The sequence below is a fragment of the Mesorhizobium sp. WSM4842 genome (assembly GCF_055901575.1).
Genome location: NZ_CM148372.1, coordinates 5,726,958 through 5,747,989, shown reverse-complemented (window position 1 = coordinate 5,747,989; position 21,032 = coordinate 5,726,958). Strand labels below are relative to the sequence as shown.

The following is a 21,032-nucleotide window of genomic DNA, read 5'->3' as shown; positions in this document are numbered from 1 at the left end:
AGAGGCGAAGAACTAGACTAGCCGCGACGCGTGAAAGAAAGGCTTTGTGGATGCGGCTTCTCTACATACATTCTGCGCGCGTCCCGGCGCCGGCCGCCAATGCGGTACAAGTCGCAAAGATGTGCCATGCATTTCGGGTTGCCGGAGCGGAGGTCCTACTAGCGCTTCCACGCGCCTCCATGAATACACGGGATCATTATGAAAAGATCGCGCGCGAATACGGATTCGGTACCGAGTTCCCATTCCGCGTTCTCCCTATACCCTTTTGGCCTGTGCCCGGCCGGGAGCTTTTTTTTGCTGTGTTGGCGCTTCTTGCTGCGGTCTGGCTGCGGCCGCATGTCGTCTTTACACGCTCGGCTACTGTAGCGCTTGTTTCTGCCGGACTTTTCGGGTTCACGACCGTTTTTGAGCTTCACGACCCGATTGGCAGTTTGAGCAGACGTCAGCGTCAGCGCCTTGCCAAACTGATAGGCCTAGATGCATTCCGTATGCTGGTCGTCACGTCGCAACGTCTGCGGGACGACAGCATCCGCCTCTTTCCTCAACATGCGGGAAAATTTCTCATCGCGCCCAATGGCGCGGATCCTGTTCCGCCGAATGTCGAGCCATGCAGCCTCAGCGGCACGTTCAAGGTTGGTTATGTCGGACATCTGTATAAGGGAAAAGGCATGGAGATAATAAGCGCTATTGCGCCTCGATGCGGCTGGGCGACTTTTCACATCGTCGGGGGAACACCAGGCGATATAGAGTATTGGACATCGAAGCTGGCCAAATGCCCGAACACAGTGTTTCACGGCTACGTTCCTCACGCCGCGACATCTGCCTACTTGGCCGAAATGGACGTTGTACTCGCGCCCTATCTTAGAGATGTAGAGGGCCAGGGCGGCGGTCGAAATATCGCTGAGGGAATGTCGCCGCTCAAGCTCTTCGAATATATGGCGCATGGCAAACCCATAGTGTCCTCCGACCTGTCAGTTATACGAGAAGTTTTGAGGGATAGCGTCAACAGCGTTCTGGTGTCGCCAGACAACCCAACCGACTGGGTCAAAGCTCTTCAGCGCCTGCGCGAAAACAAGGCGCTTCGGGATCAGATTGGTCAGCAGGCGAAGGCAGACTTTCTGGCCAGGTACAGCCGCATCGCACGCGCAACCAACATTCTAGCGGAAATCAAGAGCCGGATGCCGTCGAGCGGAAGCTCATAGGACTGCACAATTTCTCTTGTTGAAGGCGGCTGCGCCGCCAAGCAAGCCTGCTTTCCGTTCGCCGCAATGAGCCCGTGGTCCGTCCTGAACCGTTGAATGGCAAGATCCGACTGACTGCCGCCGGCTTTTTGCTGAAGTTCCGTCATGCGTTGCTCCGACCATCTCCCCGCGTCGCGTTGATTTTCGCATTTGTGCTAACTTTAGCCTGCGAGATGCGCCACTGTCCGGCGACTGAGCCGGCGCGAACCCGATTGTGAGGCTCGATGTACTCGCTGGCGGCGGGATCGCCCGAAGCATCAGAATCAAAATTATCCGTTCAATCGGTCGGAAGATGGACTACATATATCCATTTAGCTTCCTGAGAAGCTGCTATATACATCAATAGACATTACGATCCGAAAAGATCAGTAGAGCAGTTTTCCAAATTATCTTAATGTCGAGAAGCATGCTCCAGGATTTGATATACCAGAGGTCGTGCTCAACGCGTTTTTCCATTCTCCAGAGCTCCTTCGTTTCCCCTCGAAAGCCATTGATCTGAGCCCAGCCTGTCAAACCGGGTTTTACATGATGGCGATAAGCATAGCTCGCAATGATCACACTATAGGTATCGTCATGAGCGACGGCGTGAGGTCGGGGCCCAACCAGGGACATCTCCCCCCGAAGCACGTTGAATAATTGCGGCAGCTCGTCGATGTTTGACCGGCGCAATATTCGGCCAAGTCGGGTAACCCGCGCATCATTACGCTGAGCCTGGCGAATTTGTGTACCGTTCTCCTGCACCGTCATCGATCGGAATTTGTAAATATTGAACGGCTTACCACCAAAACCTCGTCGCATCTGCCGGAACAGCACAGGGCGACCGCTCTCGAGCGCTATGGCACATGCGGCCAAGGCCATCAACGGACACAGGAACAGTAGGAGCAGGGATGCAACAGCAATGTCGAACAACCGCTTCAGCAGGCGTTCGGCAGGCCTCAAAGGCACACGCTGGACTTCGAAGGCCCGCTGCCAGCCGGTGTGCAGCGGGCATCCAGCCAGAATTCTATCTATATAGGCGTCGGCGAAAAGATAGATCGGCAGGGGGAGGCGGGACATTTCCTCCAGGATGCGTTCGATCAACTTCCGCTGGTCCCAAGAGCAAAAGAGATAAACTGTCCCATACGAGCCACTACGGAATGCAGCCTGTGCAGCTGCGACGGCGGCATGCACCGATCGTGCTGCGGTCGTGCCATCATCGTTCTCGATATTCGAAACACCACAAACCGCGATGCCCTGTTGCCTGAGCTTGCCGATTATCCCCTGTTCCTTTCCAGGAACGCCAGAGTAAAACAGATAAACTGTGCGCAACACGAGTTTCTCAGCCGCCAGAAGCCGTTTCAGCCCACGCGCTAGAACCGCGTGGCCAGGCAGCAGGATTGGGAATCCGACCGCAAACGCCAGCGTCAAGGAGCCGCGCGAGAACGTCGACGTCGTCTTCGTGAGAAAGGCGAGCCAGAGAATTGAAAAGAAAACAAACAGCCAGCCGCTGAAGAGTGTTTTGATCCTGCAGTGATCGTCCAGGATGCCACTAACCGTGTAGGCGCCCCTGGCGGTCATGAATGCGACCAGCAACAGACCGGCGGTAACACTTAGGCAGATCGAATCCCAGATATCTGGCGGCCTCACGCCGAAGGCCCTATGGTAGAGCTCAATTGACGCAAGAAGTATTGTCTGTCCAAGGAGGAAATCAGCAGTTGCGAGAAACACGCAAACTGCTCCCACGGGAAGCCGTAGCGGCTCTACGCTCCGCTTCCAGAGCGCACGCGACGCCTCGGTTGGTGCATGCCGCATGAAGACGACCCCCCGAATCCTGTTGCATCCCTTCTCCTTCTTGGCTCATGGCACACGCCATCCCATAAGGAGGGGGGTTATCCCAACGGCTTCCAGTCGGTTAGATTTGATTTAAATGTCTCAGAGACATGCCGCTGTTACCCCGGGCACAGACGAGTCGCTATTTTATCGTATCCTAATGTGCTAATATTTTCTGCCTTGACGCGTTTTGCGCGAGAACGGACTGGAGGTCGGACTCGTTCAACGAGGTGGTCAAGGCAATGCTCTTGGGGGCTGGGGCGCTTACCCTATCAGGGAGGGAGAGGGAGCCATGGCAGAAAATGGCGCTGAGGTTCGGGTCAAACAGCTGAACAAAATACGCTTATTTCGGCAATTTGGGCAAGATACTCTTAGTGAAATGGCGAAAGCAGCCATCCTAAGGAGGGTTCCAAAGAATAAAGTCTTAACTCACCTTGGGGACATACCGCGTTATATTTACTACATAATTCACGGAAAAGTTCGTCTTAGTGTTCCCCTCTCAGACGGCCGAGAATTCATCTTTTCTGATCTCGGTCCCGGTGACACTTTCGACTTGACTAGATTGTTCCTCGCGCGACACAGTAACATGAACGCTGCGTCAGTCGTGGACAGCGATTTGCTCCAAATCGAAGCAGCTTTCATGGCTAGTGTCTTCGACAAGCACCCAGATCTCGCACTGAAGGTGATCCCGTACTTATGCCAAGCAACGCACGACGCGCAAGAGCGAGTGATCCACAGTGCGTCCAGTGCCCTATCCATTCGATTGGCGAGCACGCTCTTGCGATTGACTGAGACCCCGCACAGCACGGCTACCGTGAATGGAGCTCTGAGCATCCACATTTCGCAGACCGACCTCGCGGCAATGATCCCGGCGTCTCGAGCGAAAGTGAATCGTTGCCTGAGAGAATGGGAACGGCGGGATCTGACCCAATACGACCACGGCTCGCTGACAATTCTCAATCGCACCGCATTAGAGTCTGTTGCTCTTGGCTACTCGCGTTTGATCGTTCAATGATGCCTTTCCCGTGTGCTCGGGCATCTCCACGCCATCCTCCGGGAAGATAATGAACCGGAAGTGGTGCCGGTCGTGCTCGGATCGCTCGGTAAAGTCCTTTACGTCGGCGTCTTAGGTCGCCGCACCGGACACTGCCGGCGAGATGGCAACGCACTCGCGCAGCCCCGAGCATCCCCAGGACCCTCGGCTCCCGGTGGAGTTGGAGCACCGCCAGACCGGCCGGCGCAACCTCCTGGCCCAGATGCGGCTCGGCAGCTTGCGAAATGAAGCAGCTAAGGGTCGACTGTTTGCCCAAGCGGTCAGCTTGCCGCCGGAACGCGTCGGGAAAGAGTTATGGCCTAGCGTCACGGGCCGCCCAGCCAGCTACCGCGAGCGACCGGTAATCGCCGGCGCTTTTTTGTACCCCCGAGATTGGACGATGGCACGCAGAAAGAGCACCGCCTTCTTGCTGCGCGCGGTGCGACTTTGCTGTTGGGGAATCCGGGATTATTATCGGCCGCCCAATTACCTCACGTCGGGGGAAGAATGGATCTGCAAGCCTTCAGAGATTCGATCGCGAAATCACAGCCGCCCGCCGGCTTGAGTCCAGCCCTGGAGGCGCTTTGGTGGGATGCAAAGGGCGATTGGGATAAGGCGCACGAACGTGCGCAGCTGCGCGACGATACTGCGGGTATGCGCGTGCATGCCTACCTGCATCGCAAGGAAGGCGATCAATCGAATGCGGAATATTGGTATCGTCGCTGCGACGCCGCGCCGTCGACCTTGACGCTTGAACAGGAATGGCAAGAGTTGGCGCGTTCACTTTTGCGGCAAAGCTGACGCCTTCCGCATGCCAGGTCTGGTTTTGGCCGCGATCCGTCGTCGTATCCACGTTTTCCCACGATGCTACCGCCTATCGACGATTCTGGGTTTGCAGGCCTGGGCGAGGGCAGGGGCTACACTAGCTCCTGACTTTGATCAGCAAGCGGCACGGCGAGCTCGGCATCTGCGGCTCGGCCGCCGCAGCGGCGCGAAAAGGATCGTGGATCGCTCGCTGTGCAAATTGAAACTCGCGATGTGAGGAGTTCGCCATGTTTCGTACGATTGCGTCGGCGCTGTTCGCCGCGCTGCTCTGCTCGGTGGCCTCGCGTGCCGCCTCGGAGGAGGTCCGCTACTATCCCGTTCCGGAGGGCGCCGGCCCGCACGATGTCGCTCCGGCGCCGGATGGGTCCGTATGGTACACCGCCCAGGGACAAGGCGCGCTTGGGCGGCTCGATCCTGATACAGGCGCGGTCAAGCACATCGCCCTTGGCGACGGCTCGGCGCCGCACGGCGTGATCGTTGGTCCCGACGGCGCCGCCTGGGTGACCGACAGCGGCCTCAACGCCATCGTGCGCGTCGATCCTGAGACGGAAGCGGTGAAGGCCTTTCCGCTCCCCGAGGGGCACGGCTACGCGAACCTCAATACCGGTTCCTTCGACAAGGACGGGAGGCTCTGGTTCACTGGGCAGGAGGGCATTTACGGCAAGCTCGATCCGGCGAGCGGCATGGTCGAAGTTTGGAACGCGCCCCGTGGTCGCGGCCCCTACGGGATCACGACCACACCGTCCGGTGAGGTCTACTACGCCTCGCTCGCCGGCAACCACATCGCCCGGATCGATCTTTCGACCGGCGAGGCTTCCCCAATCGACCCGCCGACCGCGGATCAGGGCGCCCGCCGCGTCTGGTCGGATTCCAAAGGCCGCATCTGGGTCAGCGAATGGAGAACCGGCCAGGTTAGCGTCTTCGATCCGGCAGCGAATGATTGGCGCAGTTGGAAGCTGCCCGGAGGCGAGCCACAGGCCTATGCCGTCTATGTCGATGAATGCGACAAGGTCTGGCTCACCGATTTCAGCGCTAACGCCATCGTCCGCTTCGACCCGGAAACGCAGACCTTCGCGAGCTTCCCGTCCGACCGCGACAATGCCAACGTGCGTCAGATCAACGGTCGCTCCGGCGAGGTATGGGGCGCGGAGTCTGGTACCGACCGCCTTGTCGTGATCGAGACCGAAACGGGAAGATAAAAGCAAAGAGGTCGAGGCAACGACGAAGGGCAATTGCGCGAAGAGACCGCATGTCAGCGACTGTCTTTTGACATCGCGTAGGGAGATGCCGCTCTACACGAAGAGAAAATCGCTGTTCGAGATGCTTGCAACGAGGACACCGTTTAGTGAAAGCATGTCACTGTCGGAGAAGACGACCAGCGTGTCGCTCCCGACCTGCCGGAGTTCGCTGTAGTTTTGATATCCTGAAATCTCCAGGAGATCATCGCCAGAAAGGTCGAAGTCGGTGATGGTGTCGTGGCCATGGCCGGCGGCGAAGACGAACCTGTCGTTTCCCGTTCCACCGGTGAGGATATAGGTGCCAAGACCACCGACGAGCCGGTCCGACCCGCCTCGGCCGTCCAGCCGATCCGCGCCGCCGAGGCCTTCGAGCGTGTTCGCTGCGCCGTTGCCCACCATGGTGTTGGCGAGCCCGTTGCCTTTTCCCGCCAGATTGGCAGCCGACCTCAGGAAGAGGTTTTCGACGTTGTCGGCCAGGGTCCAATTTGTATAAGCATGCGTCTCGTCGAAGCCGCCATTGGTCTCTTCGATGGTTTTGTCACCGGCATTGTCGACATAGTAGACGTCATCACCCGCGCCGCCGACATGCGTGTCGGCGCCCGCTTTTCCGTTCAAGATGTCGCTGCCGTCCATTCCATAAATGACGTCCGCACCGGAGCCGCCGGTAAGCGTATTGTTGCCGTCGTCCCCTACGATTGACCCCGGCGGCGGCTCATCGAGTGGATCGATCCAGACGAAATCCGAACTGCTCAAGGAGGCGCCGGTTACGCCTTTCAGGAGAACAGTGTCACTGTCGGAGAAGACGACCAGCGTGTCGCTCCCGACCTGCCGGAGCTCGCTGTAGTTTTGGTATCCTGAAATCTCCAGGAGATCATCGCCGGAAAGGTCGAAGTCGGTGACGGTGTCGTGGCCATGGCCGGCGGCGAAGACGAAGCTGTCGTTTCCCGTTCCACCGGTGAGGATATCGGTGCCAAGACCACCGACGAGCCGGTCCGACCCGCCCCGGCCGTCCAGCCGATCTGCGCCGCCGAGGCCTTCGAGCGTGTTCGCTGCGCCGTTGCCCACCATGGTGTTGGCGAGCCCGTTGCCTTTTCCCGCCAGATTGGCAGCCGACCTCAGGAAGAGGTTTTCGATGTTGTCGGCCAGGGTCCAGTTTAGATAGGCGTGCGTCTCGTCAATGCCGCCATTGGTCGCCTCGATGGTTTTGTCACTGGCGTTGTCGACATAGTAGACGTCATCACCCGCGCCGCCGACAAGCGTGTCGGCGCCGACCCCGCCGATGAGCTGGTCGGAGCCGCCGCGGCCCTCCAGCAAATCATCGCCCGCCAGCCCATCCAGCACGTTGGCTCCCTCGTTTCCGCCGAGTTGGTCGGCAAAGGAAGACCCTGTAAGATTTTCAATGCCGGTGAAGGTATCGCGGTCTCTTCCGATGCCGGTCCCGTCCAGCCTGAAGTGTTCCTCCAGGGCATCTATCCAGTGCGCGGCGATTTTCGCATAGCCATCGGCAGTCGGATGCAGTCCGCTGTCAAGCGGCGGTGCTGTGATGTCATCCGGCGTCAGATCACGCATGTCGACAAAGATGACCTTATGCCCTTGGGCGGCCAGTTCAGAGATCAGGCCGGGCATTGCATCGTTATACGCATCGACACGGTCTGCACGCGCTTGTGACTGTTGGCCGACGCGAACGGGAGGCAAGGATCCGACGAAGACGGTTAAAGCGGGATCGCTGGAGGTCAGGCTGAGCAAAAGGGTGCGCAGATCCTGCAGCATCGTTGGCACGCTATCGGTCGAGCTGTCATTTGTTCCGGCGATCAGCAGCACGGCGTCGGGTTTCGTAGCTGCCACAACATCGTTGTCGATGCCGTTCAGTTGATTGAGCGTCCAGTTGCGATGGCCTTCGTGATCCCGATCGCCCATGGTGGCGGGGCCGTTGGACGAGGAACCGACGAAGTCGATCTTCACATTGAGTGCGCCCAACTGTTCCAGCATAAACTTCCGATATCCGCCGCTTTCGGTATCGGAAGAGCTCGCGATCACTCCATATGTAATGGAATCGCCCAGCGGCAGTATCGACAGCAACTTGTAAGCATGACCGGAAGCCAAATCGGCGATGACTCCACGGGACGAAGCGCCGTAAGTGACTGCGTCCGAACCGGCACCGCCGGCGAAAGCGTCTGGACGGCTGCTATCATAGAACACCGTCATAGTGTTTTCTCCACCTGGCAAAGCTTCTCGCGGGCATCACCGCCTAGGCCGCGCAGCAGAAAGGCTCGAGATCGTCACAGCTGATCGGCCAGTCGAGACCGATGCCGCAGAGGCCTTTCAGCCTGAAATCGTTAGTATGGAACGGCGGCATCTGCCCGAACCCGCAGTTGGTTCCGCCTTTCAGGCCGATCGTGTAATTCCACGGTCTGCCGGAGTAGGTGTCCTCGTCTCGGATATTGCTGTTTACGCCGCGTTCGAGCTGACAATCATGCGTGTTGTGGCGCCCCCATTCGAGGACGGGAACGCGAGCTTTCCTCCGTCTGACGAGTTGCTGCAGGAAAAACGCTGAATCGAAGCCAGCGCCGATCACGACGATATCATAGTGCTCGTCGCCGACCTGTTTGCCTCGGATATCGAGTACCATTGTTTATGGCCTCTGCAGCCACTGATACCTGCACCTGACGCCGATGCGATCGGTTTCCTGCAGGTCAGCGAGACAAATTCAATGTTGCATCGCACTCTTAGGCACTGCAACATAATATTTGCCACTACTTTGGGTAGTTATGCAACATTTTTTTGAGCCTCCAATACCCTGGCTCGACACCGGGCATGGTGACGAGGGCTGGGCGATCGCTGTTGCTGTTATTATACTAAATTGCGACAGATCGGCGATTTAACGCGGGCATTTATCGACAATTGGTGCAATTGCGCGCGCGCATTGAGCCAGGCGGCATCTTGAACTTTCGTCGTTGCCTGTGCGTTTAGGTTGTAGTAGCGTCCTGTTGCAGTGCAGCAATATCCCGACCGCAATGTGCGGCCGCGTGAGGGCTCATCCCGTCACCGGAAAGGTGAGCACCGAAACCGAATAGGTGAGGCGAAAATTCCGGAAGACGGGAGAAGCATGGTATGAGCATCGGAGCGGGCAGCGCCCGGCGTTGGCCGTCAGTCGGCATCGAGCGTTCACCCGTTGAGCGTTATGTCCTTGCAGCCTTTCTTTTTTTCCCGTTCCTGTGCGGGCTCGTTCCGATCCTGTTGTACGAGAACGCGGCATCCCGCGTGGCGTGGCACGATCCTGCCCTCGCCACGGCAAGCGCCATCGGGTTGGCTCTACTTTGCTGCCTTTTTGCATTCGTGCGCTATCCCGCCGAGGCGCGGGCTGCGCGAATTATCGTCGTTGGCCTGGCGATAACGCTGGGTCTCTTCAGCTTCGGGCTTGGAGACGAACTCGGCATTGCCGACGCAGCTCGTGCCGACGCGTTGGGCAATGTACTCATCTATTCTCGCCTGATCGCGCTAGCGGCGGCCGTTTTTTCGATCCTGCGGCCATCCTTTGCCATTTTCCCGATGGTCTATTTCGCCTTTCACAAGGATGTCACACGGGCAGTTTCCGGTGCAGCGGAACTGGGCCGCAACGACTATGCGCCCTTGATTGAGGTCGGTCTCTTCCTGGCCTGTGGCCTGTTGGCCCTTGGCCTGCTGCAGAGTTTGAGCCGGCTGAAGCTCTTCACCAGGAACCTGCCCAGCCTTAACGAACTCGGAACCAGGGAGTTCGCGGCCCAAGCTGCCGGCATATTGCTGCTTGCCGGGATCGGCGCCCATTTTGGCAACTACTTCATGTCCGGGATGGCCAAGGTCACGCTTGACGGAGGGCCGATGAGCTGGGTCCTGGAGAACCCGACCAGTTCTATAATGCTGGCCGGGTACGGGTTAGGCGCGGCCCCGTTGGGCTTTTCCGAATCCTTGCTCGCTCATGCTTATGAAGCAGTCAGGGCGGTCCAGATTCCGATGAATGTCGTTATCCTTGCTGCGCAGCTTCTATGCTTTCTCGCGTTTTTGCGCCGGCGATGGCTCATCGGCCTGACCGCGTTCTTCGATCTCATGCATATCGGGATCTTCCTTCTGAGCGGCGCTCTTTTTCTGCACTGGATCATCTTGAACAGTCTGATCGTCGCGGCCCTGACGAGAATGAAGGAAAATTCGTTTTCAACAATTGCCGTCGTAACCGGGATTGTTGTCACGATATTCGGCCACGCGGTCTTTTATAACGCGCGGCTCGGCTGGTACGATTCAAGGCAAATCCGGCAAGCACATTTCGAGGCGCTGACGAAGGAAGGTGACTGGGTGCGGGTCGCACCGAGCTTTTTCCGCGACGCCTCCTATCTGCTCTATGGCCGTCACTTCGGCTATCAGGAATATCGTCGTGAATCCGGCCACGTTCCGACCTCAGCTTGGGGCCAGATCGGGATCAGGCAGGTGCAGCCAAAGTCGTCGGACGTTGCCTCGTCCAACTATGAGGTCATGAAGCTTACCAAAGAGTGTGCCTATCCAGTCGAACTGCCAATCACGCCGCCTGACTACGATGCGACCCGCCCGGCGCCGTTTATTCTTGGGCAGCACAATCGCGCCGCGAACTTGGCGAACTCGACTGTTGCGGTCAGTTACAACTTCTATCCACACCATCATTATTCCATGCCGTTCCTGCACCGCGCTTTTGAGGCGCTGGAGCCTCGCGACATCGTGGCGTATCGATACCTGGTCGAAACCGTCTGCCTGGATGTCGCAGACGGCAAGGTTATGCGGCGGCTCATGACCCAGACACTGGGGCCCAGAATCGATGTCCGCCAGTGAATCCGGAGAGGGCGTCGCGATCGTTTATGACGGCGAATGCCCGTTCTGCAGCCAGTACGTCAAGATGGTCAGGCTTCGTCAGGCCTTCGGACATGTTCGACTGATCGATGCCCGGTCCAGTGATCCAAAGGCTCTGGAGGCGCGCGACCGTTTTGATCTCGACGACGGCATGGCCGAGATGCGTGCAACCTTGCCGTTTGAATCGGTCGGCGGCGACGAGCACAGAGCCAACAGCGGACGTTTAGTGCGCGAGTTCCGACTATAAGGCAGCACCCAGTTTCCACTCTCGCAATCCTTGCTCCTGACGCTGGTCCAAGATCGCAACGGAAGTTCAATTTCTTTCCCTGTACAGCCCGTCATAATAATAAGGGTGGGCGGCGGCATTACCAGCATGTCTCGAGGAGGAGATAAAAATGCGGCTCGATAGGTGTTTTAATTTTGCAGGTAAGGTTTCATCGGCGCTTTCTGCCGCAGCAGGAAGGAAACGGCGTCTGCGTCAGACTATCCTGATATGTGCGGCTGTGGCGGCCGGTTCAGCGATCGCAGGTTTTTCGGCACAAGGCACCGAAACGGGAGCCTGGATCACCACTTGGGCTGCCACACCGGCTCCGCGCTGGTCGGATGATCTTCCTGCGCCTTTCGGAGTGCCGGAGGTATTGGAGAATCAGACCGTCCGCCAAGTTGCCCGCATCAGCGTTGGCGGCAATAGCGTCCGGGTCGTCCTATCGAATGCTTTCGGCGACAAGCCGCTGACTATCGGCGCCGGCAGCGTGGGAATAGCAGGCAAGGACGGCGACGTCGATCAGGCGACGCTGAAGCCCATCACCTGGGGCGGCAAGAGTTCTGTGGTCGTTCCGCCGGGAGCCCCGATCCTCAGCGACCCCGTCGCCCTCCCGGCAGAAGCGCTTTCCGAAATCTCGGTCAGCATCTTCCTGCCGAAGAAGACGGCGCTCTCGTCGGTGCATTGGGACGGTGTGCAAACCGCCTATATCTCCGGCCCGGGCAATTTCACAAACGACGCAGCGTTCAAGGCTGACAGCACGCTCAAATCGCGCCTTTTTCTGAGCGATATATGGGTTGACGCCGCACCGGAATCGCAGGCGATCGTGTTTTTCGGGGATTCCATCACGGATGGAAATTGCTCGACTCCCGACGCCAACAATCGCTGGCCAGACCATATCGCCAGGCGATTGCAGGAGGCCAACCGCAAGGTCGCGGTGGTTAACGAAGCTTTTTCGGGCAATCGGGTGTTGACCGACGGTATGGGTGTCAATGCTCTGGCACGTTTCGATTCTGATATCCTGAGCCATCCCAAAGTCTCGACCGTCGTCGTAATGATGGGCATCAACGATATCGGCTGGCCCGGCGAAAATGCAATTACGCCGGACGACAAGCAACCGACCGCCGAAGAGATTATCACCGGATACAAACAGCTCATCGACCGCGCGCATGCCCATGGCGTACGCATTGTCGGCGCGACGTTGACTCCTTTCGCCGACACCTTCAAAGGGCTTCCTACCGAGGGTTACTACACACCCGAGAAGGAAAAGATACGCGTCGCTGTGAACGAATGGATCCGCACCGGCGGTGGCTTCGATGGCGTGATCGACTTCGACAAGGTGATGGAAGACCCGGCCAAGCCTGGATACCTGCGCGACGGCTACGACTGCGGCGATAACCTCCATCCCAACGACGCTGGATACAAGGCGATGGCGGACGCGGTCGATCTCGACGTCCTTTTGGGTCCAGCCAAATAGGTCGCTGCTGACCTTGCCGCCCTGCTTAGGCATTGCGGCAAGGTCGGTTCGAGCATGCCTCAAGTGAGCCCGAGCCGGACAAGATGGCGTACGACCGGTGAGAACATTTCCTGACCGATGTAAGCTCCGGTGTTCGTATTTTCGAAGAGTGGGCTGGCGACGGCCGCATCCTCGACCACGGGAATACCTGCCTGGCGTGCTTGAGCCATCATCTCGTCGGCCGCTCGGCGCTGGCCCTTGCCGACGACCGTCGGCACCGGCGTTTCACCCTTGACGTAACGCAACGCCACTGCGCGGTCGCCAGCCACGAAGACGATGACCGCGTTTTTCACGCCCAGCTTCGCAGGTTGCATCACGGTCTCACGCCGCTGTCGCTGCTGTTCATGCCGAATCAACGGGTCGCCTTCGAGGTCCTTGTGTTCGCGCTTGTATTCAGTTGTCGTCATGCGCATGTCGCGCAGGAACAGCCAGCGCTGAATGGGAACATCGATCACGCCGATGACGACAAAGGCCAGGGCGGCGGCAATTCCAAGTGGTGTCAGCACCGCCTTGATGATCGGCTCCAGGCATGACGGAGCGCATCCTGGAGCATCGAAGAGCGGCTGCAGCCACGCGATCAAAATGAATGCGAAGAGGCTGGCCAGCAATACCACCTTGGCCAGGCCTTTGGTGAACTCGATGACGTTGCGCAGCGACAGGATCTTCTGAAGGCCCTTGGCCGGGTTTATGTGATCGAATTGCGGCTTGAGCGGCTCAAACGAGAAGACCGGCCCGAACGTCCCCAGCATGCCGAAGGCCACGGCGAGAACGACAACGATTCCGACGAGCGGCAAAGTGGCAAGCATCAGCAATGACAACGAATGGCGGATGGCCCGCTGGCTGATTTCCCCGAACGAATCGCCGGGGGCGGTCACGGTCTGCACGAGTTCCGAAAGGTGCTCGACGAGCGTTGGCCAGGCAAAACAAAGATAGCCAAGTGCTGCGAAAAGCGTGAAGCCGGAGCCCAGGTCGCGGCTTTGCGAAACCTGGCCTTTCCGGCGAGCGTCGCGAAGCTTCTTGTCGGACGCCGGTAGTTTCTTTTCCTCAGCTTCTTCGGCCATGTTGCAATCTTATCGCACTGTTGTGGTTCCAGTCGGCCAAGGCCGTGTGTAAGGTGCGTCGGGCTTGAATACGGAGAGGTGGATATGCGGCTGCACGTCGTGTTCTTGCCCGTCGTCGCCATGCTGGCGGCGGCCGGTTGTCAGACGACCAAAACCGACACCGAGCAGGCAAAGGCGCAAGGCCCGTCGTCGCAATCCGAGCGTCTGATCAAGCTTGCGGACGATATACATGCGCAGGGAGACAGTGGCACCGCAATCGCGCTCTATCAGCGCGCGGCAGCGATGCCTGATGCCAAGCCGAGCGCCTTCGTCAAGGCGGGCGAGGCCTATATGCGAGCCGGCTATCCCGCCGAGGCGGCCAGAGCCTATCAGGCCGCGCTCGCAAAAGCGCCCAATGACGGAGGGGCAATGCTCGGGCTTGGCTCGGCGATGATGGAAACGGGCGATATCGATGCCGGCATGCGCGCGCTCGCGCAGGCCGCGCCGCTGGTCAATACTAGCAGCGCCTACAATCGGTTGGGCGTGGCGCAGACATTCGCCGGTCAGACGGGGGAGGCGCAGACCACTTTTGCTCAGGCGTTGAAACTTGCGCCGGGGGATCTCGACGTCGAGAGCAACATGGCGTTGGCCGCGGCGCTCGAAGGCAATTCCACCACAGCACTCCCGCTGGTCCAGAAGATCTCCGCCGCACCCAATGCGCAGTTGCACCACAAGCGCAACGTCGTGGTGGTCTACGGACTTCTTGGCCAGGCCGATCAGGTCAGGGCCTCGCCGCCGATCGGCCTGGCGACCAAGGAGGTGAATACCTTGCTTGCGCGTGCCAGAACCATCCGGTCGAAGGGCAGCACACAGGCCAGGGCGAAAGCGCTCGGCTCTATCCTCGGCTAGCGCAGCGAACCGGAACGCGCGAAGCCGATTTGGGTCGAGCCCGACGCCAAAACAACCGGATAAAGTAGTGCACCGCGGGCAAGGCCGCATCGGCTCACTCGACCGGGAGCGTTGTTTGCGGCGTCAGCGGCCCGCTATTGGCTCCACCCATGGGAGCCTCTTCGCCTTTGAGGTAGCGCCGGGCGGCATTTGCAGTCGGTGCGGCCGCCGCCGCCCCCATGCGCCGGCCCTCGACGAGGTCACGCTGGCTTTCGGCCATGCGTTGAAGGTTGTAGGCGTTGGCGCAACCGGACGGCAGGTGGGAGCCGACGCCGGAGACGATCGTCAGATCGGTCGCAGCGGCAGAACGGTCGTCATCGGCCGGTTCGTTCAGACATGCATTGGGAGCAAGCACGGAGCCGCTGACGCCCTTCTCTGAGCCGCCGGTGTCGGTCGAAACATAGCTGTAGCCGGGAGAATAGTCCTGCGACTGTTGCGGGTTCGCGCAGCCGACCAGAAGCAGCGCTGGAAGAACAGAGCACAAAGCGATGCGAAATGTCATGTTCCGTTCCCCACTACTTGATGATCAGGCCCATCGCCGATGCGTCATTGGCGCGCTTCCTGTGCCGCTTGGCTGCCGGACGATCGAGCGGCGTGGCGAGACTGTCGCGCACCGGCTCGACCAGATAAGGCGTGATCAGGATCACCAGTTCCGTCTCTTCGCGCTGGAAACGCTGTGACTGGAAAAGCGGGCCAAGGACCGGCACATCGCCGAGAACCGGAAACTTTTCCAGATTACGCGAGGTCCGCTGCTGGAAAAGACCGGCGATCGCAAAGGTCTGGCCGCTCGCCACTTCGACCGTGGTGTCGGCCCTGCGCACGACGAAACTCGGCATGGCGAAGCCATTGGCGCTTACTGAGCCTGCTTCCGACAAGGAACTGACTTCCGGCTGGACATGGAGCGCAATACGATTGCGGCCGATCAGCGTAGGGGTGAACCCGAGGGAAACGCCGAAGGGCTTGTACTCAACGGTAACGACGTCAGTTCCTTGCGGAATCGGAACCGGAATTTCGCCGCCGGCAAGAAAGCTTGCGGTCTGACCGGTCATCGCCGTCAGGTTCGGTTCGGCCAGTATCTTGACGATGCCGTTGCGTTGCAGCGCTTCGATGAGAATGTCGAAGTTGATGCCATGCGTCTGGTCCATGTTCAAACCGAAATTACCGGTGCCGGAGGGCACACCATTGTCCTGGAACATGTTGAATTCGAAACCGCCGCTCCTGTACCCGACAGACCAATCGACGCCGTACGACTGCAGTTCAGTGCGTGAGACTTCGGCGAAGCGGACCCGGATGTTGACCTGCTGCGACCCCTGCACGGTCATGTCGTTCAGCGGCGGCTGATCCGGCGGCGAGAACGTACGGGCGATGTTGTCGACATCCGTTGCCTCTTCGACGCCTCGTGCCTCGCCGGTCGCAACAATGCGGGTTCCGAAAATGGAGAGATTTGTCGCCGAGTTCGGCTGCATTGCGTCTTTCGCTTCGTTGGCAGGCGTGACATCGGGGGTGACGCGGAACTGGGCCGTTGCCTCGACCCGCTCATCGGCTGTGATTGCAATGAGGTTGGTCAGGCCGGGCTTTAGGCCGAAGACATAGACCATTCCCGGCGACACGACCTGAAGGTCCGCGATCGTGGTGTCCGCGATCAGGACGGATTCGACGGGTTCATTGAAGCGCAGCAGGCGTCCTTGCCCGACCGGCAGGTCGACCGTTGGCTTGCTCGGCAATGGCGACATGTCCTGTGCCATCGTGTCGGCAAGTGTGAACAAAAGCGCCAGCAAGACGCCAACCGTCGCGATAGCGAGCCAGCGCATCCGCCCGGCGAAACTGGCGGATCGAACGCCTGCTGCGGTATCGTGGATTGTCATGCCGTTCCCCTCTTGAGCATGTAGTTCCCCCAACTGTCCCTATCCGTCCGGCCGGCGTCATGAGGCTGCCTCTTGTCCGGCTTTCGCCGCAGCCGATGGCAGCGACTGCGAGGCATTGCGTGCCATGCTCGAGCGCCCGGCTATCGTGGCCAATGGCTGGACGTTGAATTCCTGTGCGAGTTCCTGGAAGGACAGAACCGGGAGTTCAATGGCATTGTGCGTGAGCAGGCTTCGCATGTGACGGCGTATATCCATCGCCGCAAGGACGATCGGTGAGACATCGGTGGCGTGCTGCGACAAGGCGCGTTCGATTTCGGTGACCAAAGCCTGCGCAGCGTTATCCGAAAGGTTCAGGAACGTGCCGGTCGATGTGCTTTGCACCGCGTTTCGCAGGATATCCTCGGCCGAGCGCTGCAGAACATAGGCTGCGATGATGTTGCTGCGGCCAGCGAAGCGGAAGCTGATCTGGCGTTTCAAGGACGTGCGGATGCATTCCGTAAGCAGGACGACGTCCTGTTCGCGTTGACCCCATTCGATCAGCGCTTCGAGGATCAGGCGCAGGTTGCGGATCGGCACGTTTTCGCCGACGAGTCGCCGAAGCACCTCAGCGATTTTCTGCAGCGGCACGATCTCCTGCGCCTGTCTGACCAGATCCGCATATTCCGGCTCCATCTCCGACAGGAGCCTGCGGGTCTCCTGGATCCCGACGAAATGGCCAGCATAGAGCCGAAGTGCATTTCCGGTCCATTTGGCCGCTGTATGCGCCGGTGTGGAGAAGACGAAGCCGGCTTCCTTCAATGCCGAAATGTGGCGATCATCGACCCACATGAATTTGCGCTGACCGGCAATCTGAGAACCTTTTTCGTAAGTCACATCGAGCAGATCGAGATTCGTTGGGTCCGCTTCGACAAGAACGCGGTCGGCGGGGATTTCGGCATCCAGGATGGGTGCCCCCTCCAGATCGATGCGCATGCCTCGCGCTGAAAGCATCTCGTCGACCTGCAGGCCGATAGCGGGAACGTCGACACCGAGATCGCCGAAGAGTTCGCGGCGCACGCCGTCGGCGAGCGCGGCGAATTCGGGTTCCGGGATTGAGCGTCCGAGTTCGGTTCCGAAGCGTACGACGATGCGGTACGAAGAAGGCAGTGTTTCGATGGGGTTTGCTGAAAGCGCCGGATTTCCCGGTTGTTCGGCCATGCCTGCCTGGCCGATGTCTTTGATCTCAGACTCCCGGGCGGTGCGGCGATTGATTGCATAGGCGCCCGCGCCGAAGCAGGCGCCAAGGATCAGGAATACAATGGACGGAAACCCCGGCACTATGGCAAGGCCGACCATGATCACTGCCGCGAGCGCGAGAGCGCGGGAGTCCCGCAGCAACTGGCTGGTTATTTGCCTGCCAAGGTCGCTCGTGCCGTCGGCGCTGCCGACGCGCGTCACCATCGTGCCGGCGGCCACGGCGACGAGCAGCGCCGGTATCTGCGCGACCAGCCCGTCACCCACGGTGAGCAGCGAGTAGGTCGCGGCGGCGTCTCCCAGCGACATATCGTGCTGCAGCGTTCCGATCGCGAAACCACCAATCAGGTTGACCAGAATGATGACAATGCCGGCTATGACGTCGCCTTTGACGAATTTCATGGCGCCGTCCATCGCGCCGAACAGCTGGCTCTCGCGCTCAAGCTGCTGGCGCAGACGGCGTGCCTCCGCCTGGTCGATGTCTCCGTTGCGCAACTCCGCATCGATGCTCATCTGCTTGCCCGGAAGCGCATCAAGGGTGAAGCGCGCGGCAACCTCGGCAACGCGTTCCGCACCCCGCGCAACCACGATGAACTGCGCGACGGTGATGATCAGGAAGACGACGAGGCCCACCGCAATACTGCCGCCGACGACGAAAGTACCGAAGGCGGAAACGATCTCGCCTGCTTCGGCCTGAAGCAGGATCAGTCGCGTGGTCGTGATCGTGATCGCCAGCCGGAACAGGGTAGCGATGAGGATGACCGACGGCAGCGACGAGAACTGGAGCGGATGAGAAACGTAAAACGAAGCCAGCAGGATAAGCACGCTGACGGCGATATTGGCAGTGATGAGAATGTCGACGAGGAAGGTCGGCAAGGGGATGAGCATCATCACCACTGCGACGAGCATCAGGACGGCAATGACCAGATCGCTGCGGCGGGACAGCTTGGCAAGGAAGTGCAGAAATCGCTCCGACACCGTCATTCGGCGGCTCGATGCGATAGGAAGCTTCGCAAGGCATTGTGCGCCTCGGCCCTGCGGCCGGCCACAAGCAACGCGCGGCTCTTCAGCAGCGCTAGCGTCGGGTGGTCCATTCCCTCCAGCGTCTCCAGCCTGGCAATTGTTGCAAGCGCTTTGTCCGCTTCGCCATCGAGTATGAGCAGATGCGCCAGTGTCCGCAGGACGCCGGCATTTCCCGGCGACAGCTGTGCGGCGATAAGCAGGTATGCCGCGCCCCGCTTTGCCTGCCCGTGACAGCCGTAGAGATAGCCCAGGACATGCAGCAGATGCACTGTGTCACGCGGATCGGTCAGGTTTCGATTCCTTCCTGTATCCGGGCAAGCAGATCGCGATGACGCTCGATTTCATCCTCCATCAGCGTTCTGGCAAGTGTCTTGAGTTGCTCGCCACCCTCAAGACCGGGAACCAGATGCGTTACAAAATGCTGGAGAATAGGTACGGAGCGACGCAGGATGGCTGGCTCGGGAATACCCGGCATGACGAAATTGATGAGTGCCTCGTCGAGCGATTCGCTATTTGTGCCTCGAGAGGGCTGGAATTCGGCGTTTTGTGGCTTTTCCGTACCAGCGGCCGATGTCGTCCCCTGAGCACGGCTTGCGGCTTTGTCGACGCCATTCATCCGCCGCCGGTTGATCGCCTGACCGCGCACACCTTCCGCCTGCCGCACCTCGCGGCCGGTTGTATCGATCCTTGCCGTATCGAACCGCGGCCCTTCAAGCCGGCGGTTCACGGATATTTCAGCGCGACCGTGGCGCCGCCCTTCGTCAGGAGAAGTTCCGTCTCGCCAATGTACTTGATGGTCCAGCCGTCATTCGTGAATGCACCTTCATGATAGCGTGCGCCGTCGGCGGCGATGACGTAGGGCCGCTCGCCGTACCAGATCGCCTGCAGCCTCAGGCGCGGAGCCTGTTCGGCGTTGCCGATCATAACATTGGAGACGAGGGGAATGTGCGCGCCGAACGTCTGGTCGAACCAGGATTGCGTTTCGGTCCAGGCATCATCCTTGTCATTGGGGATCATACCCGAGACCACGAGCCGTCCAGGTGATCGCTGAACAGCCAATGTGCTGATGCCAGATTGATCGAGGCGCAGCCTGAGTTGGCTTTCCGCCTCAGTGGCACTGGGTATTTGCGTTGGCGATGAATCGTTCAGGACACTTTGCCCGGCCTCGCCAGCAAAGGCCACTCTGATCGGTTCACGGTCTTGAGCGGATATGTTTTTGCCAATGTCGGGCTTGGCGAGAGAGAACCCATTCGCAGCGACGGAGACAGCGAACACGGCAAAGAGAACGCTGCCTGCAACCAGGAGGGGGCGATCAGAAACGGACCAGCGATTCGGCGGGCGTTCTGGGTTGATCAGCCGGATATGGGCATCGCCGATACCTATCGTGAGCGGCAGCTTGCCGCGGCTGCCCTGGCCCTCATGGATGATCTCGCCCGTGGCGAGTGTGACGTCGCCGCCGACGGCTTCGATTTCAATCTGGCTGCCCTTGCGCCGCAACCTTGCGTGGACCGGCGCGATGCCGGCATCCCTGAGGACAATGTCGGACTCCGTGCTGGAGCCGACAGTATACAGAGGCTCGACCAGACTAAGTTGGGCGCCCGCGTGAAATCCATGAGTTACGCTGAGCGCAATGGAATGTCCGGATCCCGGGGCGTGGGCGATAATCGAACGGAGCCGGCGCGCGGGCGCTGCATCCCAATATTTGCCGATAGAATTAGCGGTCATGCCACTTCATCTCCCGCCGATGACAACTCAGACGCAGCCTGACAGCGGCGTCGAAACATTCCTGCCGTGCAAAGTACGCCGCCGGTTGCTTGCGGCGGCGCAGGGTTCGAGAATCCCCTTAGGCCTTTTCAGCCGACTGGCCGAGCGTCCTTGCGGTGCTCATCAGCATGTCATGTTGGGATTTCGCGATCTCTTTTGTGATCTCGAGGCTGAACATGCGTTCCTGATGCTTGATCATCTTGTCCAGGTTCTGTTCCGGCGACCCGGCAGAGCCGGATGTAACGGGAGGGGTAGGCGCCATGATTGTCTCCTTGAGGGACCATTCAAGTTACAAACCCCGGAATCACGACGATGCGATCCGGCAGGTTGCGAAAGCAGCTTAAGGCAGCATGATCGAAAATGAAAGTCCACTTGGAATATATG

Annotated in this window: 19 protein-coding genes; 8 read left to right on the top strand and 11 right to left on the bottom strand. The window is 59.4% G+C overall.

What is annotated here, in order from left to right; genetic code table 11:
• Positions 1 to 50: 50 nt before the first annotated feature.
• Entirely contained in the window at positions 51 to 1,202 is a 1,152-nt protein-coding gene (locus AC0NIE_RS27955) for a glycosyltransferase (RefSeq protein WP_473484928.1), read from the top strand.
• A 378-nt stretch (positions 1,203 to 1,580) separates the two neighbouring features.
• On the opposite strand, the gene AC0NIE_RS27950 is transcribed toward AC0NIE_RS27955, so the two are convergent.
• Positions 1,581 to 2,948, bottom strand: a complete 1,368-nt coding sequence (locus tag AC0NIE_RS27950; protein WP_473484930.1) for an exopolysaccharide biosynthesis polyprenyl glycosylphosphotransferase — start codon at positions 2,946 to 2,948, stop codon at positions 1,581 to 1,583.
• 394 nt (positions 2,949 to 3,342) lie between these two features.
• Here AC0NIE_RS27950 and AC0NIE_RS27945 point away from each other — a divergent pair, with 394 nt between their 5' ends.
• From AC0NIE_RS27945 to AC0NIE_RS27935, 3 genes are all read left to right on the top strand, one after another.
• Positions 3,343 to 4,065 carry a Crp/Fnr family transcriptional regulator gene (locus AC0NIE_RS27945; protein WP_473484932.1) on the top strand — a complete coding sequence of 241 codons (723 nt, stop codon included), beginning with the start codon at positions 3,343 to 3,345 and terminating at the stop codon, positions 4,063 to 4,065.
• Between the two features lie 525 nt (positions 4,066 to 4,590).
• Positions 4,591 to 4,884, top strand: a complete 294-nt coding sequence (locus tag AC0NIE_RS27940; RefSeq protein WP_473484934.1) for a hypothetical protein — start codon at positions 4,591 to 4,593, stop codon at positions 4,882 to 4,884.
• Positions 4,885 to 5,135: 251 nt separating this feature from the next.
• The gene (locus AC0NIE_RS27935) at positions 5,136 to 6,107 is read left to right on the top strand and encodes a Vgb family protein (RefSeq protein WP_473484936.1); all 972 of its coding nucleotides are present in this window, start codon (positions 5,136 to 5,138) and stop codon (positions 6,105 to 6,107) included.
• Between the two features lie 93 nt (positions 6,108 to 6,200).
• On the opposite strand, the gene AC0NIE_RS27930 is transcribed toward AC0NIE_RS27935, so the two are convergent.
• Together AC0NIE_RS27930 and AC0NIE_RS27925 are read right to left on the bottom strand one after the other, a co-directional pair.
• Positions 6,201 to 8,351, bottom strand: a complete 2,151-nt coding sequence (locus tag AC0NIE_RS27930) for a GDSL-type esterase/lipase family protein (RefSeq protein WP_473484938.1) — start codon at positions 8,349 to 8,351, stop codon at positions 6,201 to 6,203.
• 43 nt (positions 8,352 to 8,394) lie between these two features.
• Complete coding sequence (locus tag AC0NIE_RS27925) at positions 8,395 to 8,775, bottom strand: hypothetical protein (RefSeq protein WP_473484940.1); 381 nt, start codon at positions 8,773 to 8,775, stop codon at positions 8,395 to 8,397.
• Between the two features lie 482 nt (positions 8,776 to 9,257).
• Between AC0NIE_RS27925 and AC0NIE_RS27920 the strand changes: the two genes are divergently transcribed.
• The 3 genes from AC0NIE_RS27920 to AC0NIE_RS27910 all read left to right on the top strand — a co-directional run bounded on the left by AC0NIE_RS27920 (position 9,258) and on the right by AC0NIE_RS27910 (position 12,736).
• On the top strand, positions 9,258 to 10,979 hold the full coding sequence (locus AC0NIE_RS27920; protein WP_473484942.1) for a hypothetical protein: 1,722 nt from the start codon (positions 9,258 to 9,260) through the stop codon (positions 10,977 to 10,979).
• Positions 10,966 to 11,244 (top strand): DCC1-like thiol-disulfide oxidoreductase family protein, encoded by a 279-nt coding sequence (locus AC0NIE_RS27915; protein WP_473484944.1) that lies wholly within the window; start codon positions 10,966 to 10,968, stop codon positions 11,242 to 11,244. The genes AC0NIE_RS27920 and AC0NIE_RS27915 overlap by 14 nt, the downstream gene beginning before the upstream one ends.
• A gap of 148 nt (positions 11,245 to 11,392) precedes the next feature.
• Positions 11,393 to 12,736 carry an SGNH/GDSL hydrolase family protein gene (locus AC0NIE_RS27910; RefSeq protein ID WP_473484946.1) on the top strand — a complete coding sequence of 448 codons (1,344 nt, stop codon included), beginning with the start codon at positions 11,393 to 11,395 and terminating at the stop codon, positions 12,734 to 12,736.
• 59 nt (positions 12,737 to 12,795) lie between these two features.
• Here the strand turns inward: AC0NIE_RS27910 and AC0NIE_RS27905 are convergent, their stop codons facing one another.
• A complete protein-coding gene (locus AC0NIE_RS27905; RefSeq protein WP_473484948.1) occupies positions 12,796 to 13,836 on the bottom strand; it encodes an EscU/YscU/HrcU family type III secretion system export apparatus switch protein in 1,041 nt (346 codons plus the stop codon).
• A gap of 84 nt (positions 13,837 to 13,920) precedes the next feature.
• Here AC0NIE_RS27905 and AC0NIE_RS27900 point away from each other — a divergent pair, with 84 nt between their 5' ends.
• Entirely contained in the window at positions 13,921 to 14,724 is an 804-nt protein-coding gene (locus tag AC0NIE_RS27900) for a tetratricopeptide repeat protein (RefSeq protein WP_473484950.1), read from the top strand.
• A 94-nt stretch (positions 14,725 to 14,818) separates the two neighbouring features.
• On the opposite strand, the gene AC0NIE_RS27895 is transcribed toward AC0NIE_RS27900, so the two are convergent.
• The 7 genes from AC0NIE_RS27895 to AC0NIE_RS27865 form a co-directional block, all read right to left on the bottom strand.
• Positions 14,819 to 15,265, bottom strand: coding sequence for a hypothetical protein (locus tag AC0NIE_RS27895; protein WP_473484952.1), 447 nt, complete (start codon positions 15,263 to 15,265; stop codon positions 14,819 to 14,821).
• Positions 15,266 to 15,278: 13 nt separating this feature from the next.
• Entirely contained in the window at positions 15,279 to 16,628 is a 1,350-nt protein-coding gene (locus AC0NIE_RS27890; protein ID WP_473484954.1) for a type II and III secretion system protein family protein, read from the bottom strand.
• A 57-nt stretch (positions 16,629 to 16,685) separates the two neighbouring features.
• Positions 16,686 to 18,845 carry a type III secretion system export apparatus subunit SctV gene (gene sctV / locus AC0NIE_RS27885; protein ID WP_473484956.1) on the bottom strand — a complete coding sequence of 720 codons (2,160 nt, stop codon included), beginning with the start codon at positions 18,843 to 18,845 and terminating at the stop codon, positions 16,686 to 16,688.
• Entirely contained in the window at positions 18,842 to 19,153 is a 312-nt protein-coding gene (locus AC0NIE_RS27880; RefSeq protein ID WP_244602868.1) for a tetratricopeptide repeat protein, read from the bottom strand. The genes sctV and AC0NIE_RS27880 overlap by 4 nt, the downstream gene beginning before the upstream one ends.
• Positions 19,154 to 19,170: 17 nt before the next feature.
• Complete coding sequence (locus tag AC0NIE_RS27875) at positions 19,171 to 19,611, bottom strand: hypothetical protein (protein ID WP_473484958.1); 441 nt, start codon at positions 19,609 to 19,611, stop codon at positions 19,171 to 19,173.
• Complete coding sequence (locus AC0NIE_RS27870; protein ID WP_473484960.1) at positions 19,608 to 20,609, bottom strand: SctD/MshK family protein; 1,002 nt, start codon at positions 20,607 to 20,609, stop codon at positions 19,608 to 19,610. Before AC0NIE_RS27870 ends, AC0NIE_RS27875 begins: the two co-directional genes overlap by 4 nt.
• 118 nt (positions 20,610 to 20,727) lie before the next feature.
• Complete coding sequence (locus AC0NIE_RS27865; RefSeq protein WP_095491776.1) at positions 20,728 to 20,910, bottom strand: hypothetical protein; 183 nt, start codon at positions 20,908 to 20,910, stop codon at positions 20,728 to 20,730.
• Positions 20,911 to 21,032: the final 122 nt, after the last annotated feature.